We start from the raw sequence: 17,035 nt of genomic DNA, 5'->3' as shown, positions 1-17,035 counted from the left end.
AACGACAAATCTTTACCTCAATATTTTTGTCACCATATAAGATACAATTGGTCTCGTAGATATTAAACGGGAGAGATAAATGAGTGTGCCGACAATCCGCTTTCATGATGGATATGAAATTCCCCAACTCGGATATGGCGTTTGGCAGATCAGTGATATTGATACACCATCCGCCATAGTCTCCGCCATCAATATCGGCTATCGTAGTATTGATACTGCTAAGCTCTATAATAATGAGAATGGTGTTGGCCGTGCAATCAAGCAAAGCGAAATACCGCGCAAACAACTCTTTATTACCACAAAATTAGCCAGCGATGACCAAGGCTATGATGCAACCTTGCGGGCTTTTGATGAAAGTATGAAAAGACTACAACTTGACCAGCTTGATCTTTATCTGATCCACTGGCCTTCACCGTCACGTGATCTTTATGTCGATTCATGGAAAGCCCTAATCCGTCTCAAAGAAGAACAACGTATAAAATCCATCGGAGTCTGTAATTTTCGCATTGTTGACCTTGAGCGTCTCATCAATGAGACCGGTATAAAACCAGTTCTCAACCAGATAGAACTTCATCCCTATTTTCAACAGAAGGAATTGCGCATCTATCACCAAAAACATGATATTGCGACACAGGCATGGAGCCCTCTTGGCCGTGGTGCTTTATTCAATGAACCGGCATTAAAAACGATTGCCCAAGCACACGGCCGTTCGGTTGCCCAGATTATTTTACGCTGGCATATGGAAGTCGGCAACATTGCCATTCCCAAATCAGCCAATCCGCAACGCATGAAAGAGAACTTCGATATTTTTTCGTTCTCGCTGACAGCCGCAGATCATGACACGATTACCGCACTTGACCAGAGTGGCGGCCGTATCGGACCTGATCCGAATATCTTTTAACAAAGAGGAATAACAACCAAAATCAATCGAGCGAAAAATCAAACCGATAGGTTGCCGATACGCCAAGGGTGAACTGGTTTTTATCACCACGCTCGCGCACCAATGATGAATCGGCTGCATCTCCCGTTAAACGACTATACTCGCCAAAAACATTTGTTGTTATTTTGTCTGTTGTTTTCCACGTAACGGCACCACCAACACCAACAGACCCAAAACCGCTATCAGGATGGAACTCCTTCAATCCGCTACGCAATGATTCTTCAGCATTCACACCATAATATGTCTTAAAATAATCCTTGGTCGCATAAAATGTACGCGGGCCACCTGAAATACGGATAGTCGGCGTAACATCCTTGAATGCATCAACCGCCACATCGGCTGTAACCCCGTTATGGGATCGGATACCTTGTCTCAATTCAGCGCGCACCCGCATCCAGTCCACTGGATAAATTTCAGCAAATCCCCCAACTTCAGCCCCCCATTTGACCCGACTTAAGCCTTTCAGGTCATCCGATGTACCACCATCGCGTTCACTGACAATCTTACCGGTCAAACCAAGCCGAAGCGCATTCAATTCAAAAAGTGAAAAAGAAGCATTGTCATTGCGCGAAACAAAACGCGCACCAGCACCATATTTACCAAATGAAATAAGCGGCTTTATTTTGAACTCATAACTATCATCGCCAATATATTTTGGTGCACCAGCAGCCGAAGCGCCCAATGTCAAAGACCAGTGTCCGGCATAAAAGTTCTTTTTTCCTTGCGTATTGGTTGCCTGATAATTCTGTTGGTCTACCTGCTTTTGTGCAGAAGACTGGCTTTCCACCTGCCCTGTCTGATAATTATAAAGACCTTGAGCGAAAACTGTTTCACTTATTAATAGGCTCAGTGCAAAAACAGAACCTGCTTTCATTAGTTGGGACACTTTAATACTCCGACGCAATACACACATCACCCCTCAGGACAGACCATGCGGCCTGAGGGGCTAAAGTTCCCTTACCATGCCCCCAACAAGTAAATTTTTAATTTAAATTTATACCGAACCTGCTCACAGACAATTACTATATCTGCTAGAATGTATAGTGACGGTCAAGAAATGAAAGTGGCTCGACTTTCTCCATAAAGGCTTTTGCCTGTGCGCAATCCAATTTTATCTGCGCAATCAATGGATCAAGTCCATCAAACTTTTCCTCTCCCCTCAGATAGGAAAAAAAGGAAACGCGACAATTCTGATCATAAAGGTTGCCATCAAAATCAAAAAGATAAGTTTCAAGCAGCGGATGATCTACTTCATTCACCGTTGGCCGACGGCCAAAACTGGCGACACCATTATACAACTGACCATCCATCAATCGGAATTTTACAGCATAAACACCATATCGAAGACCGGTTGCTTGCGGAACCATCATATTGGCTGTTGGAAAACCCAAGGTACGGCCCAGTTTTTCGCCATGAATGATAGGGGCCTTGATTGCATAACGATACCCGAGAAGTCCGGCGGCTTCACCAATGCACCCTTGGCCTAAAAGATTGCGAATACGGCTTGATGAGATAACCTCCCCATTCTCGTCGCAAAACGGCTCGACAAGTGTCACGGAAAATCCATACTCGTCACCCTTTTCTTTCAAGGTTTGCGGTGTGCCACTCCGTTTGGCCCCAAAATGAAAGTTATAACCTGTAACAACAGCATGTACCCCCATTTGTCCGATCAAAATATCACGAATAAATTGATCAGCAGCCAGCCCGGCAAAATCACGGGTAAAATTCTGGACAATAATACTGTCAAACCCCATCAATCTGATCAGCTCCGCTTTTTCAGAGAGAGATGTCAACCGATCAAGCGGTTGCGAGGGATTGAAAAATGCACGCGGATGTGGCTCGAATGTCAAGACATGGGCCGGAGAACCCTTTGCTTTCGCTTGTAATAGTGCCTCTTCCAGTACGGCTTGATGGCCACGGTGAACACCGTCAAAATTACCGATCGCCACCACTCCGCCTTTTAGCGAAAACGGCAACTCAGCCGGACTAGTTAGTTGTAGGAATGTCTTTTCCATACTTATTTCCCGAATATTATTTATACCAAGGACGGCATAATAGCGACAGGATGATGTCCCTGCTTGTCAATAAAAGCGGCTAAACGATCACGATCAAATTTGCTATCCGTTACATATTCTTTTTCATGAATGCCACCAGCAATGAATAATGCATCAAGACCATATTCAACCGCACCTTTAATATCGGTCAACATACCATCCCCGATAGCAAGAATACGGTTTTTATCTACCGGTCCCTTAATTGCCTGGGCTTTTTCAAGCGCCAATTCATAGATCGGCCGATGCGGTTTACCTGCCACCAATGTACGCCCACCCATCAAAGAATATTCACGCCCCAAGGCTCCAGCACACCAGACCATCTTATTGCCGCGTTCCACCACGATATCAGGATTGGCACAAATAAAGGGAAGATTGCGCGAACGGATCCGCATCAACATTTCCTGATAATCTTGCGGTGTCTCGCTGCTATCATCATAAAGACCAGTGCAAACAACACAACTGGCTTCAAACTCCTCAACCAGTTCGACATCAAGACCATCAAAAAGCACCAGCTCCAGCTCGGTTCCGATATGGAATATCCGTCGGGCACTATTTTCAATCAGACTACGCGTAACATCCCCCGATGTTACAATCGCATCATAACAACTCCCATCAATGCCAAATCCTGCCACTTGTGTTTCAACGCTATCATGTGGACGTGGCGAATTGGTTACCAGAACAACGCATTTACCCTTTTGACGCATTGTCTTTAGAATGCGGATAGCATCTTCATAACCGGCAACACCATTATGGACAACGCCCCACACATCACAAAAAAAGACATCATACTGGTCTGCAATCTCTGCTAAGGAGGTTATGAATTTCATCTCTATGGTTCCGGTCTATTCATCAATCAATATGGTCAAGACCTATAGCAAGTCAAAGCGCCTGTCATCTGCTTTATCGGCTTTCCTTGCATCGATCTATGCGTGATAGAACCCATTTCCTGCTTGTGTCTAGTCAACATGCTTATTATGCTTGTCTTCCACGCATTTTTAAGGCCCTATCAAACCGGATATTTCATGACAGATGCCGTCGCTTCAAACCTTGAAACTCACCTGCGCCCGTCAGCAAAAGGTTTAACCCTGATAGACAAAAACCAACTGCATGCCGACCTTGACAAACTGGTCGGCCATGAGCTCCACAGCGACATCAGTCAAAAAATACGGCCCCAAATTATTGCACGGCTTAAACAGGCTATCGCCGAAGGCCGAAAAAAAGCTGAAACCATTTTACTGCAAAATGGGCACGGCCGCTATTGCGCCCGCCGTCTTTCACAACTAACCGATGATATTATCGAAACACTCTATAATTTTGTCTGCGAAAAAATCTATCCATTGCCAAATCCTTCAAGCGGCGAGAAAATTACTCTTGTCGCCGTTGGCGGCTATGGCCGCGGTACAATGGCTCCGGGGTCTGATATCGACATCCACTTCCTGCTGCCATGGAAACAAACCCCGTGGGGTGAGCAGGTCATGGAATATATTCTTTACATGCTTTGGGATATTGGTCTCAAAGTCGGCCACGCTACCCGTAATATCGATGACTCCATCCGTATGGCCAAAGACGACATGACCGTACGTACCGCCTTGCTGGAGATGCGGTTTCTAGCGGGCAACAAAGAATTATTCCGTGAGTTGAAAAAACGTTATGACAATGAAGTTGTCACCGGTACCGCATCGGAATTTATTCGCGCCAAGCTGGCAGAACGTGATGATAGACACAAAACAACCGGTGAAACACGCTATCTTGTCGAACCCAATGTCAAAGAAGGCAAAGGCGGTCAACGCGATCTGCAGCTCTTGCTCTGGATCAGTGAATATTACTATCATATTAAGACTGTTGACCAGCTGGTCTCGCTTGGTGTCTTGTCAAAAGCGGAGTTGCGTATTTTCAAAAAAGCCGACGACTTTTTATGGGCTGTACGTTGCCATATGCATTTTCTCGTCGGTAAAGCGCAGGAGCGCCTTTCCTTCGATATCCAGCGCGACATTGCCCATCGACTTGGATATACCGCCCATCCAGGCCTTGAAGATGTCGAACGCTTCATGAAGCATTACTTTCTGGTTGCCAAACAAGTTGGCGATCTTACCCGCATCGTCGCATCTGCTCTGGAAGAAGAACACGCCAAACCGGTTCCGGGATTGAACCAGATATTCCTGACCTTTTCCAAACGCCGTAAAAAGATTGCAGGCACAAACGATTTCATTATCGATAACCAACGTCTTAACATTGCCAATGATGATGTTTTCAAAAATGATCCGGTCAATCTCATCCGACTTTTCCATATTTCTGATCGTGACGGGCTGGAACTCCATCCCCATGCGGTTCAGGAAGCATCCCGCTCGCTCAAACTCATCAACGGAACCCTGCGCGATAATGAACAAGCCAACCGCCTGTTTGTCGATATTATTAGTTCGCCCCGCGACCCTGCCCTGATTTTAAGGCGGATGAATGAAACCGGTGTTCTGGGCAAATTTGTTCCCGACTTCGGTAAAATTGTCGCCATGATGCAATTCAACATGTATCATCATTATACAGTTGATGAACATCTACTGCGCTGCATTGCCATTTTGAGCGAACTTGAACATGGCGACAGCGCACACAACCATCCACTGGCGGCTTCAATCCTGCCTACTTTCAAACGTGAGCGCAAGGTGCTTTATGTAGCCCTATTCCTGCACGACATCGCCAAAGGCAGGCCCGAGGATCACTCGGTTGCGGGTGCAAGAATCGCGCGCAAACTCTGCCCACGCTTTGGTCTTACCCCCATAGAAACCCAAACTGTTGCCTGGCTAATCCAAGAACATCTAACGATGAGTACGGTGGCTCAATCACGCGATCTCAATGATCGTAAAACCATTGAAGATTTCGCCAATGTCGTACAAACCATGGATCGATTAAAACTACTACTGATCTTGACAATCTGTGACATTAAAGGTGTTGGTCCCGGCGTATGGAATGGCTGGAAAGGCCAGTTATTGCGCAATCTCTATTATGAAACCGAAATTGTACTGACCGGCGGTTTCCCAACTGTCTCACGCATTGAGCGCATCGAATCTGTTCAAAACAGCCTGATTGAAAAACTAGAATCATGGCCACAGAAAAAGCGTAAAGCCTATCTTGATCTGCATTATTCCAATTATTGGCTTACCGTATCAAGCGAGGACCAATTGCGTCACGCCTACTTTATCGAAGCCGCAGACAAAGACCATAAAACATTGGCAACCAGCGTTGAGCCTCATAATTTCGAAGCTGTAACCGAAATCACCGTACTTGCTCCCGATCATCCTCGCGTGCTCTCGGTTGTCACCGGGGCCTGTGCCGCGGCCGGGGCCAATATTGTCGATGCCCAGATATTTACCACAACGGATGGCCGTGCGCTTGATACAATCATGATCAGCCGTGAATTCAATCTTGATGATGATGAGCGGCGGCGTGCCGCACGTGTCAGTAAAATGATCGAGGATGCATTGGCAGGAAAAATCCGCTTGCCCGAAGTTATTGCCGCACGCGCGAAACCTAAAAAGGCTGCCAAAGCCTTTACTGTTGCCCCACGTATTGAAATCAACAATTCATTATCCGACAAATTCAGCGTTATCGAAGTTGAAGGCATGGACCGTGCAGGTCTGCTATCAGAACTCACCCGCACACTTTCCGATCTGTCCCTTGATATTGCTTCGGCCCATATTACGACATTTGGCGAAAAAATTATCGATAGTTTCTATGTCCGTGATCTTGTTGGGCATAAAGTCATCAGCCCACAGCGCCAATCCAATATTCGCCGCAAATTATTGGCACTGTTTGAAACCGAAAATAAAGACTCTCGCGTTAGACCAGTTTCATGAGCCTGATAAAAAAATTTGCAACCGTTGCCAGCGGCACCTTGATGAGCCGTATTTTTGGTTTTGTACGTGAAATGCTTATGGCGGCTGCGGTCGGCACCGGACCGGTTGCCGATGCTTTCAATGCGGCTTTCCGTTTTCCCAATACCTTTAGGCGACTTTTCGCCGAAGGTGCTTTCAATTCGGCCTTTGTCCCTCTCTTTGCCAAGCAAATTGAAGAAGATGGCATGGAAAGCGCGCGAAAATTTTCCGAAGAGGTGTTCGGCGTACTCTTTTCCATTCTGCTGATCCTGACCATCGCTATGGAACTTTCCATGCCAGCGCTTGTCGCCTATGTCATTGCGCCAGGATTTACACAAAATGCTACAAAATTCGAAGCAACAGTACGGTTTGCCGTAATCATGTTTCCCTATCTGACCTGTATGTCACTGGCTGCCATGATGGGCGGCATGCTCAACTCGTTGCATCGCTACTTCGCCGCTGCTATCGCACCGGTATTCCTTAATATTATCCTGATCGGCGTATTGGCCTATGCATGGATATATAAACTTGATCCATGGCATGTCGGCGTTGGTCTTTCATGGGGTGTCATGGTATCCGGCATCGTGCAATTGATCATTGTCTGGGTGGCGGTTAGAAATGCCGGTATGAAAATCGGCTTTCGGCTACCCCGTTTTACAAAAAATGTCCGCCGTCTTTTATGGTTGGCTCTACCGGCAGCCATTACTGGCGGCATCACACAGATCAATCTTCTCATCAATACGAATATTGCGTCCGGGGAATCCGGCGCGGTTTCTGCTCTTGTTTATGCCGACCGGCTCTATCAATTGCCGCTTGGTGTTGTCGGCATTGCAGTTGCGACCGTTCTTCTCCCCGAACTTGCACGCGCATTACGCAGCGGCGATATGGAAGAGGCCGCTCATCTGCAAAACCGCTCGGTCGAATTTACTCTTTTTTTGACATTACCAGCCGCCACCGCTTTTCTGGTCATGTCTGAACCTCTCGTACGCCTCCTTTTCGAGCGCGGCCATTTTAGCGCTGATTCAACATCCATCGTTTCTGCCATATTGGGCATTTATGGCCTTGGCCTACCCGCCTTTGTCCTGATCAAAGCTTTCATTCCCGGCTTTTTTGCCCGTGAAGATACCAAGACACCGATGATTTTTGCCGGCATCTCAGTTGTCATCAATATTGCTATTGCATTGACATTATTTCCATTACTCTCAGCACGCGGCATTGCCATTGCCGAAGTTAGCGCCGGATGGGTCAATGCCATATTGCTTTTCGTCACCCTGACCAAACGCGGTCATTGGGGCAGTGATAGTGTCTTGCTTAAACGTATTCCCAAACTTGTTATTGCCTCTATCGCAATGGCTGTGGCATTGCATTATGCCATTTCTTACCTCTCATTCGAGCTTTCATCCCAAGCTTCGCTTGTCATACGGGCCTCAACCGTTTTTGCATTGGTTATCGGCGCTATGATCTTCTACTTCAGCCTTACTTTCATACTTGGCGGTGCCAGCCTCAATATGATCAAACGCAGTCTAAAGCGTGCACCCAAAAATAAAACACAATAGGGATAAAGTTCACTCTTTACAGGCGTGAAAAAATACCCTTGCTTTGTAAACCAAGCTTTGCGAAAACCACTCACCGATAGCGTGTAGCCAAAACCGAAAACCTTTTGGGAAATCTACATGCATGAAGAATTAAAAGGACACATCGCTATGTCAGCATTCAAAGAGCTGGTCTTTTCCGGCGTTCAAGCAACCGGTAATCTGCATCTGGGCAATTATCTGGGGGCCATCAAACGCTGGACCGAATTGCAGCAAAGCTATGAATGCATCTATTGTGTCGTTGATATGCATGCCCTAACTGTCAATCCTGATCCAAAAGATCTCATAGCCTCTACGCGTGAAGTGACAGCCGCCTTTCTTGCATCCGGCATTGATCCTAAAAATCATATTGTCTTCAACCAGTCGCGCGTCTACCAGCATGCCGAATTGGCGTGGATATTCAACTGCGTTGCCCGTATCGGCTGGATGAGTCGCATGACCCAATTCAAGGATAAGGCTGGCAAAGATCGTGAAAATGCATCCCTTGGACTGTTTGCCTATCCCAGCCTGATGGCCGCTGATATTCTGGTCTATCGCGCAACCCACGTTCCTGTTGGTGATGACCAGAAGCAGCATATTGAGTTGACCCGTGATATTGCGCAAAAATTCAATAATGACTATTCGGCCCGCATCGCCGAACTCGGTGTCGGCATCGAAATGCAAGTCGGTGATGAAATGGTCAACGGCTTCTTTCCTTTGGCAGAAGGTATATACGGTGAAAATGCTACCCGTATCATGTCATTGCGTGACGGTACCAAGAAAATGTCGAAGTCCGATCCTTCCGATCTTTCCCGTATCAATCTGATCGACACGGCCGACGATATTTCCAAAAAAATCCGTAAGGCCAAAACAGATCCCGAGCCATTACCGGAAACCGTTGACAATTTGGCAAACCGGCCGGAAGCCGACAATCTGGTCGGCATTTATGCCGCCCTTGCCGATCAAAGTAAAAAAGAAGTCATTGCGACATTCGGTGGGAAACAATTTTCCGATTTCAAGCCGGTTTTAGCCGATCTTGCCGTATCCAAGCTGGAACCTATCTCGAATGAACTGCGCCGATTGAATGCCGATCCCTCCTATATCGATGCCGTATTGAAAGACGGTGGCGAACGAGCCGGTACATTGGCTGAAAAAACCATGAAGGATGTGCGTGATATTATCGGCTTTTTGCAATAAAAGCTTTAAGAATACGTCCTTCATAAGGCCGCACGAAACAAACAATGCAAACCTTTAAACAAATTATGGTATGCTTTTTAGCCGTATGAACATTCTTGCTATTCTGTACTTGCAGTCTTGCACGCAGAATGGCAAATTGAACACATGGTAACAAAACGCTTAAGCCGTGAAACCGGCCACCGACGCAAGTTTCTTGCTGTCATAGATGAAACACCCGAATGTCGACGTGCAGTCGCCTATGCATCACGCCGCGCAAAAAATACAAATGGCACTTTATTGCTGCTCTTTGTCATCGACAGTTCCGACTTTCAGCATTTTCTCGGTGTCGGCGACATTATGCGCGCTGAAGCGGAAGAACGTGCCCATCTAACCTTGGCACAAATTGCTGCTGAAGTGCGTGATGAACAAGGCATAGAATCCGAACTGATTGTGCAGGAAGGACAAAAGGCCGAGCAAATCTTGAAACTTATTGAAGAGGATCAGGATATTGCCGTTCTCGTTCTGGCAGCAGGAAACAGTACGGATGGTCCCGGTCCACTTGTCCAGTCAATCGGCGGGCGTGGCAATGCCTTCCCTATTCCTGTAACCATCGTACCTGATGGTTTGAGTGACGAAGATATCGATGCCGTTACTTAGGCTGATGCTCGGCCTTCCACATCTTTACAAAAACAGAACAATCCGCTGTTTTTTGCTCACTTGAAAAATTGGATGATCCTGTTCATATTAACCTCTCAACACTTTCCATGCCTTGAACATGGATTAAGGAAGAAGACACATGTTTATTCAAACTGAAACTACACCTAACCCTGCAACGCTTAAATTTCTGCCTGGCAAAGTCGTCCTTGAAAACGATGTTGCAGAATTCACCAATGCCGAACAAGCGGCCGAGCGTTCTCCGCTCGCGGCAAAGCTCTTTGCCATTCCCGGTGTCAGCAGCGTGTTCTTCGGCTATGACTTCATCACCGTAACCAAGAATGAAGCGGAATGGCCACATTTAAAGCCTGCCATTTTGGGCACCATTATGGAACATCTCATATCAGGTGCGCCAATCCTGACCGCAAATACAGCAGCTGTTGACCATTCACAGGATGAGGAATTTTTTGACGAAAAGGATGCTGAAATTGTCGACACGATCAAAGAACTGATCGAGACCCGTGTACGGCCCGCTGTTGCCAATGACGGCGGCGATATTACTTTCCGCGGCTTTGAACATGGTGTTGTCTATCTCAATATGCGTGGCGCCTGCTCCGGCTGCCCATCATCAACAGCAACCTTGAAACATGGCATTGAAAATTTGCTACGCCATTTTGTGCCTGAAGTTCAAGGTGTTGAAGCGATGCCGCAATAATAATCTCTTAATCGCTTTTTCTAGGTCATTTTACAAAAGCACGCTTTTACCTGCGTGCTTTTGTCACTTTTAGCACGTCTCCACATTACTTAATTATGTTTTGAATGAATTAGCAAAAGCAATGAAAGGACCAAGCTATGAAAGCAGCTCGTTGGTATAAAGCCCGCGATATCCGCGTCGAAGAGGTTGAAGAGCCGCTCGTTGCAGCCGGACGTGTTAAAATCAAAGTTGCATGGGCGGGTATCTGTGGTAGTGATCTGCATGAATATGTCGCCGGACCAATTTTTGTACCGGTCGACATACCGCATTTTGTCAGCGGTGAAAAAGCGCCGATCATTATGGGGCATGAATTTTCCGGCGAAGTCGTTGAAACCGGCGATGGTGTAACCAAAGTAAAAAAGGGGGACAAGGTCGTTGTCGAACCCATTCTTTCTTGTGGCAAGTGTAATGCCTGCCAAAAGGGAAAATATAATCTATGCGACCATCTGGGTTTCCATGGTCTCTCCGGCGGCGGTGGTGGTTTTGCGGCCTATACAGTGGTTGACGAGCATATGGTCCATAAAATGCCACAGGGTCTTTCCATGGAACAGGGTGCCCTTGTTGAACCGGCAGCTGTTGCATTACATTCCGTACGCCTGAGCAAATTGAAAGCCGGTGACAAGGCTGTCATTTACGGCGCTGGTCCAATCGGGCTTCTACTTGTCGAAGCCCTGAGAGCGGCCGGCGCTTCCGAAATTTATGTTGTGGAGCTCTCGCAACAGCGCGCCCAAAAAGCTATCGAACTGGGCGCGCGATTGGCGATTGATCCTTCAAAAGAAGATCCTGCAGCCCGTATCCGTGAACTGACAGACGGAGGCGTCGATGTTGCTTTTGAAGTGACCGGCGTGCCCAAAGTTTTGCAACAATGCATTGATTCAACCCTTTATGAAGGCGAGACTGTGATTGTCTCTATTTGGGAAAGCGAAGCGGCTTTCCAGCCCAATACTGTTGTCTTGAAGGAAAAAACACTGAAAGGTATCATCGCCTATCGTGATATTTTCCCAGCCGTCATGGAATTGATGGCACAGGGCTATTTTGCCGCTGACAAACTGGTGACCAAGAAAATCAAAATTGACGACATCGTCAAGGAAGGTTTCGAAACGCTGGTCAATGAAAAACACCAGATAAAAATATTGGTCGAAGCACCCAAATAACGATAAGATAGAAATGAAGCACGATCGGATCAGCCCGATTTTGCTTCATTCACTCACCTTTTTGACAAATTCCGATTTCAGCCCCATCTGGCCAATACCGGGGATTTTGCAGTCGATATCATGATCACCATCGACAAGACGGATATTCTTCACCTTGGTGCCAACCTTGACCACCAATGACGAGCCCTTGACCTTCAAATCCTTGATCACTGTTACCGTATCGCCGTCTTTCAACACCACACCGTTAGAATCGCGTACAGTCAACACTCCCTCAACTGCACTTTCTGCGTTCCATTCATGGCCACATTCAGGGCAAATATAATTGCCACCATCTTCATACGTATAGGCAGAATTACATTTCGGGCATGCAGGTAGTTCACTCATCAATCAGACCATTCATAAATAATAATATTTATTGCATTCCATAGAGTGAATTACCTCAAAGTGCAAATTCACGCCCGATCAAAGCATATTGCATCACTTACCCAACTTATCATCTGGCCCCAAAACAATTAGCACTTCTGTTGCACCCTTATGTTGGGTGTCCAAACGGATTTCGCTATCAAAATCCAATTTCCCCGATCTATCAGGACAAAAAAGTGTTATGTCTATATTCTGCCATGTATAATAGCCGGTTTGATTATATTTCACTTCGCATTTTTGGCTAATAGCATAAGCAGTATATTCTTTTTTTAATGCATCGCTATCAAGATAACTTACATATTCGAGATAACCGACCCACTCACCACTATTCCCATGGGCAGAGACCGACTGCACCACTGGCCCGAGCTCACCAAAAACCGGATATCGATTGGAACGAGCTGATAAATAACGTGAATAATACGTACCGCGAATGATACCCTCTTGCAATACATCGTAACGATAAATGAAGTCCCTCGCAAAATGGATTACTACATAAAGACTTCCCCCAATAATAAATAGATATTTAAGCCATAAAGAAAATTTTGATATTTTTTTAGACCTGCTTCTTGACATCTGTGCCCTCAATTTTTATCTGTTCTATCATGTTAGCACTCTTCGCTTACGAGTGCTAATAATTATAAACCAGAAGAGTTTAACAGTTTAAGGGTTCAAACTATGGCTAAGACAAAGTTCCGCCCGCTCCACGACCGTGTTGTTGTGCGTCGGCTTGACTCAGAAGAAAAAACTGCTGGCGGTATCATTATTCCCGATACTGCAAAAGAAAAGCCGTCTGAAGGTGAAGTAATCGCCGTTGGTCCGGGTGCTCGTGATGACAATGGCAAACTCGTAGCGCTTGACGTCAAGGCTGGCGACCGCGTTCTATTCGGCAAATGGTCGGGCACAGAAGTCAAGCTTAACGGTGAAGACGTTCTGATCATGAAAGAATCCGATATTATGGGCATTCTCGGCTAATCGCCAGCCCTAGACATTAGTTTAATTCGGGGAATTCCCCCTTAAGGAGATAGAAACATGGCTGCTAAAGAAGTCAAATTCGGTCGTGATGCGCGTGAGCGCATGTTGCACGGCGTTGATATCCTTGCCAATGCCGTCAAGGTAACACTCGGCCCCAAAGGTCGTAATGTCGTCATCGACAAATCATTCGGCGCACCGCGCATCACCAAGGACGGTGTATCGGTTGCCAAAGAAATCGAACTTGAAGACAAGTTCGAAAATATGGGCGCACAAATGCTGCGCGAAGTTGCTTCCAAGACCAATGATGTTGCCGGTGACGGTACAACAACTGCAACCGTTCTGGGTCAGGCCATTGTTCAGGAAGGAGCCAAGGCTGTTGCCGCCGGCATGAACCCAATGGATCTGAAGCGTGGCGTCGATGCAGCTGTTGATGAAGTTGTTGCCAACCTCCTGAAAAAAGCCAAAAAGATCAAGACTTCAGCTGAAGTTGCCCAGGTCGGTACTATTTCTGCCAATGGCGAAGAAGAAATCGGCAAGATGATTGCTGAAGCCATGCAGAAAGTCGGCAATGAAGGTGTTATCACAGTTGAAGAAGCCAAAACAGCTGAAACCGAATTGGAAGTTGTTGAAGGCATGCAGTTTGACCGTGGTTATCTGTCACCTTATTTCGTTACCAATGCTGAAAAGATGGTTGCCGATCTCGACGATCCTTATATCCTCATTCACGAGAAGAAGCTTTCCAACCTGCAAGCTCTGCTTCCCGTGCTTGAAGCTGTTGTCCAGTCAGGCAAACCGCTCCTCATCATCGCTGAAGATGTAGAAGGTGAAGCTTTGGCAACACTCGTTGTCAACAAGCTGCGCGGCGGTCTGAAAATTGCTGCTGTTAAAGCGCCTGGCTTCGGTGATCGCCGTAAGGCCATGCTTGAAGACATCGCTATCCTCACCTCAGGTCAGGTTATTTCCGAAGATGTCGGCATCAAGCTTGAAAATGTCACACTTGATATGCTCGGCCGCGCCAAGAAGGTCAACATTTCCAAGGAAAACACAACAATCGTTGACGGAGCCGGCAAAAAGGCAGAAATCAACGCCCGTGTAAATCAGATCAAGGCACAGATCGAAGAAACCACATCGGATTACGATCGTGAAAAACTTCAAGAACGTCTGGCCAAGCTTGCCGGTGGTGTTGCTGTTATCCGCGTTGGCGGTTCGACAGAAGTCGAAGTGAAAGAAAAGAAAGACCGTGTTGACGATGCACTGAACGCAACCCGTGCGGCTGTTGAAGAAGGCATTGTTCCTGGTGGTGGCACAGCATTGCTGCGCGCTGCAACCGAAATCAAGGTCAAAGGCATCAACGCCGATCAGGAAGCCGGTATCAACATCGTTCGTCGCGCACTGCAGGCTCCTGCCCGCCAGATCGCAACCAACGCCGGTGAAGAAGCTTCGATCATTGTTGGCAAGATTTTGGAAAACAAATCCGATACCTATGGCTACAACACAGCCAACGGTACTTATGGCGATTTGATCAAGATCGGTATCGTCGATCCCGTCAAGGTTGTCCGCTCTGCCCTGCAGAATGCAGCTTCCATTGCTGGCTTGTTGATCACCACAGAAGCCATGATTGCCGAACTGCCGAAGAAAGAGGCTCCAATGCCTCCAATGCCCGGCGGCGGCATGGGCGGCATGGACTTCTAAGAAGTCAAAAACAAAAGAAATGGGCCTGCGGGCCCATTTTTTATTTTGACCGCTTTACGTTGCATTATCTATCCCAAAGAAGCCACTATTATCAATTTTCATCTAAATAATAAGATCATACAGCGGTCTTGAATGGCGATGAACTTCATGTCTATATCACAACAGATTTTGAAAAGACTTATCGTCTTTCATATGCTAGACAGCAAACACATTTCTTAGCGACCCATAAAGAGGAGTTCAGCCATGGCCGCCATTCGTAAAGAGACCGACACATTTGGTGAAATCGAAGTACCCGGCGATCATTATTGGGGTGCACAGACAGAACGTTCGCGCCATAACTTCAAAATTGGCGGCGAACGTCAACCGCTACCATTGATCCATGCCTTGGGTATCGTCAAAAAAGCGGCAGCGCTTGCCAATATGGATGCCGGCAAATTGGATAAAAAACTGGGTGAGATTATCATCCGTGCTGCTGATGAAGTCATTGATGGCAAATTGGATGACAATTTTCCGCTAGTTGTCTGGCAAACCGGATCAGGCACCCAATCCAACATGAACGTCAACGAAGTTATCTCCAACCGCGCCATTGAAATGATGGGCGGCGAGATGGGCTCAAAAAAACCTATCCACCCCAATGACCACGTCAATATGAGCCAGTCCTCGAACGACTCTTTTCCGACAGCTATCCATATTGCCACCGCAGTACAAACTGTAAAAGAGCTCTACCCCGCGCTTGATCATCTAATTCTAGCTTTAAACGACAAAGAAAAAGAATTTGCCAAGATCATCAAAATCGGACGCACCCATACGCAAGATGCAACACCAGTCACATTGGGCCAAGAATTTTCTGGCTATCGTGCTGCACTTGAATATGCCCGCAAACGTATCGAAAAAAGCCTGACCAGCATTCTTTATTTGGCACAGGGTGGCACAGCTGTTGGCACAGGGTTGAATGCTCCTATCGGTTTTGACAAAAAATTTGCCGCTGCCGTTTGTGATATTACCGGCCTACCATTCAAAACGGCTAATAATAAATTCGAAGCCTTGGCAAGTCATGGCGGCATTACCGATTTTCACGGCAGCCTGAATGCACTGGCAACGGATCTATTCAAAATTGCCAATGATATCCGCTTCTTGGGTTCAGGCCCACGCTCCGGCCTTGGTGAACTGAGCCTGCCGGAAAACGAGCCCGGTTCTTCTATCATGCCGGGCAAAGTCAACCCTACCCAATGCGAAGCTATGACCATGGTAGCATGTCAGGTATTCGGCAATCAGACGACTGTAACTGTTGCCTCATCACAAGGGCATTTCGAACTCAATGTCTATAAACCGGTCATTGCCTATAATGTCTTACAGTCGATCAAACTCCTTTCTGATGTGATGATTTCCTTTGCCGACCATTGTGTCAAAGGGATCAAGGCCAATGAAAACCGTATCCATGACCTGATGGAACAGTCCCTCATGTTGGTAACGGCACTGGCACCGAAAATTGGTTATGATGCCGCAGCAAAGATTGCCAAAACCGCGCATAAAAATGGTACAACCTTACGCGAAGAAGCTCTTGCAACCGGCCTCGTTACTGAAGCGGAATATACCGAGATCGTCCGTCCGGAAGAAATGATCCATCCGAAGTAAATCCAATTGGGTGAAATGCAAAGGGGGCCGTGGCCCCCTTTTTAATATCTGGCTTCTTCTTGTCCTATTATTTGATGACTTAAAATTTGTGGCAAAGTTCCATCTCAATACCTTTATGTGCCATCTAAATTATCAGCACACGCT

15 protein-coding genes are annotated in these 17,035 nt (G+C 46.7%); 10 read left to right on the top strand and 5 right to left on the bottom strand.

Annotated elements, in window-relative coordinates; all coding sequences use genetic code 11:
• The first annotated feature begins 79 nt into the window (after window positions 1–79).
• Complete coding sequence (locus ACYZ97_RS01130) at window positions 80–901, top strand: aldo/keto reductase (RefSeq protein ID WP_473299595.1); 822 nt, start codon at window positions 80–82, stop codon at window positions 899–901.
• 22 nt (window positions 902–923) lie between these two features.
• Here ACYZ97_RS01130 and ACYZ97_RS01125 read toward each other — a convergent pair whose 3' ends face one another.
• From ACYZ97_RS01125 to ACYZ97_RS01115, 3 genes are all read right to left on the bottom strand, one after another.
• A complete protein-coding gene (locus ACYZ97_RS01125; protein WP_473299593.1) occupies window positions 924–1,826 on the bottom strand; it encodes a MipA/OmpV family protein in 903 nt (300 codons plus the stop codon).
• Window positions 1,827–1,971: 145 nt separating this feature from the next.
• A complete protein-coding gene (locus tag ACYZ97_RS01120; protein ID WP_473299591.1) occupies window positions 1,972–2,955 on the bottom strand; it encodes a bifunctional riboflavin kinase/FAD synthetase in 984 nt (327 codons plus the stop codon).
• A gap of 20 nt (window positions 2,956–2,975) precedes the next feature.
• The gene (locus tag ACYZ97_RS01115; protein ID WP_473299590.1) at window positions 2,976–3,821 is read right to left on the bottom strand and encodes a TIGR01459 family HAD-type hydrolase; all 846 of its coding nucleotides are present in this window, start codon (window positions 3,819–3,821) and stop codon (window positions 2,976–2,978) included.
• Window positions 3,822–4,016: 195 nt separating this feature from the next.
• Between ACYZ97_RS01115 and ACYZ97_RS01110 the strand changes: the two genes are divergently transcribed.
• The 6 genes from ACYZ97_RS01110 (at window position 4,017) to ACYZ97_RS01085 (ending at window position 12,169) form a co-directional block, all read left to right on the top strand.
• A complete protein-coding gene (locus ACYZ97_RS01110; protein ID WP_473299588.1) occupies window positions 4,017–6,842 on the top strand; it encodes a [protein-PII] uridylyltransferase in 2,826 nt (941 codons plus the stop codon).
• Window positions 6,839–8,416 carry a murein biosynthesis integral membrane protein MurJ gene (gene murJ / locus ACYZ97_RS01105; RefSeq protein ID WP_473299586.1) on the top strand — a complete coding sequence of 526 codons (1,578 nt, stop codon included), beginning with the start codon at window positions 6,839–6,841 and terminating at the stop codon, window positions 8,414–8,416. The genes ACYZ97_RS01110 and murJ overlap by 4 nt, the downstream gene beginning before the upstream one ends.
• A 147-nt stretch (window positions 8,417–8,563) precedes the next feature.
• Entirely contained in the window at window positions 8,564–9,628 is a 1,065-nt protein-coding gene (trpS, locus tag ACYZ97_RS01100; RefSeq protein WP_473299584.1) for a tryptophan--tRNA ligase, read from the top strand.
• Between the two features lie 144 nt (window positions 9,629–9,772).
• Window positions 9,773–10,264 carry a universal stress protein gene (locus ACYZ97_RS01095; protein WP_473299582.1) on the top strand — a complete coding sequence of 164 codons (492 nt, stop codon included), beginning with the start codon at window positions 9,773–9,775 and terminating at the stop codon, window positions 10,262–10,264.
• A gap of 139 nt (window positions 10,265–10,403) precedes the next feature.
• A complete protein-coding gene (locus ACYZ97_RS01090) occupies window positions 10,404–10,976 on the top strand; it encodes a NifU family protein (RefSeq protein WP_473299580.1) in 573 nt (190 codons plus the stop codon).
• Between the two features lie 137 nt (window positions 10,977–11,113).
• Window positions 11,114–12,169 carry a 2,3-butanediol dehydrogenase gene (locus tag ACYZ97_RS01085; protein ID WP_473299578.1) on the top strand — a complete coding sequence of 352 codons (1,056 nt, stop codon included), beginning with the start codon at window positions 11,114–11,116 and terminating at the stop codon, window positions 12,167–12,169.
• Between the two features lie 45 nt (window positions 12,170–12,214).
• Here ACYZ97_RS01085 and ACYZ97_RS01080 read toward each other — a convergent pair whose 3' ends face one another.
• The gene (locus ACYZ97_RS01080; RefSeq protein ID WP_473299576.1) at window positions 12,215–12,553 is read right to left on the bottom strand and encodes a zinc ribbon domain-containing protein YjdM; all 339 of its coding nucleotides are present in this window, start codon (window positions 12,551–12,553) and stop codon (window positions 12,215–12,217) included.
• Window positions 12,554–12,646: 93 nt separating this feature from the next.
• On the bottom strand, window positions 12,647–13,165 hold the full coding sequence (locus ACYZ97_RS01075) for a hypothetical protein (protein WP_473299574.1): 519 nt from the start codon (window positions 13,163–13,165) through the stop codon (window positions 12,647–12,649).
• 102 nt (window positions 13,166–13,267) lie between these two features.
• Here ACYZ97_RS01075 and groES point away from each other — a divergent pair, with 102 nt between their 5' ends.
• The 3 genes from groES to fumC all read left to right on the top strand — a co-directional run bounded on the left by groES (window position 13,268) and on the right by fumC (window position 16,891).
• Window positions 13,268–13,564 carry a co-chaperone GroES gene (gene groES / locus ACYZ97_RS01070; protein WP_473299573.1) on the top strand — a complete coding sequence of 99 codons (297 nt, stop codon included), beginning with the start codon at window positions 13,268–13,270 and terminating at the stop codon, window positions 13,562–13,564.
• A gap of 57 nt (window positions 13,565–13,621) precedes the next feature.
• Entirely contained in the window at window positions 13,622–15,256 is a 1,635-nt protein-coding gene (groL, locus tag ACYZ97_RS01065; protein ID WP_473299571.1) for a chaperonin GroEL, read from the top strand.
• A gap of 243 nt (window positions 15,257–15,499) precedes the next feature.
• On the top strand, window positions 15,500–16,891 hold the full coding sequence (gene fumC, locus ACYZ97_RS01060; RefSeq protein WP_473299569.1) for a class II fumarate hydratase: 1,392 nt from the start codon (window positions 15,500–15,502) through the stop codon (window positions 16,889–16,891).
• The last annotated feature ends 144 nt before the right edge of the window (window positions 16,892–17,035 follow it).

The sequence above is a fragment of the Bartonella sp. bp_1 genome, assembly GCF_055808085.1.
This window is presented reverse-complemented; position numbering and strand designations above follow the sequence as displayed.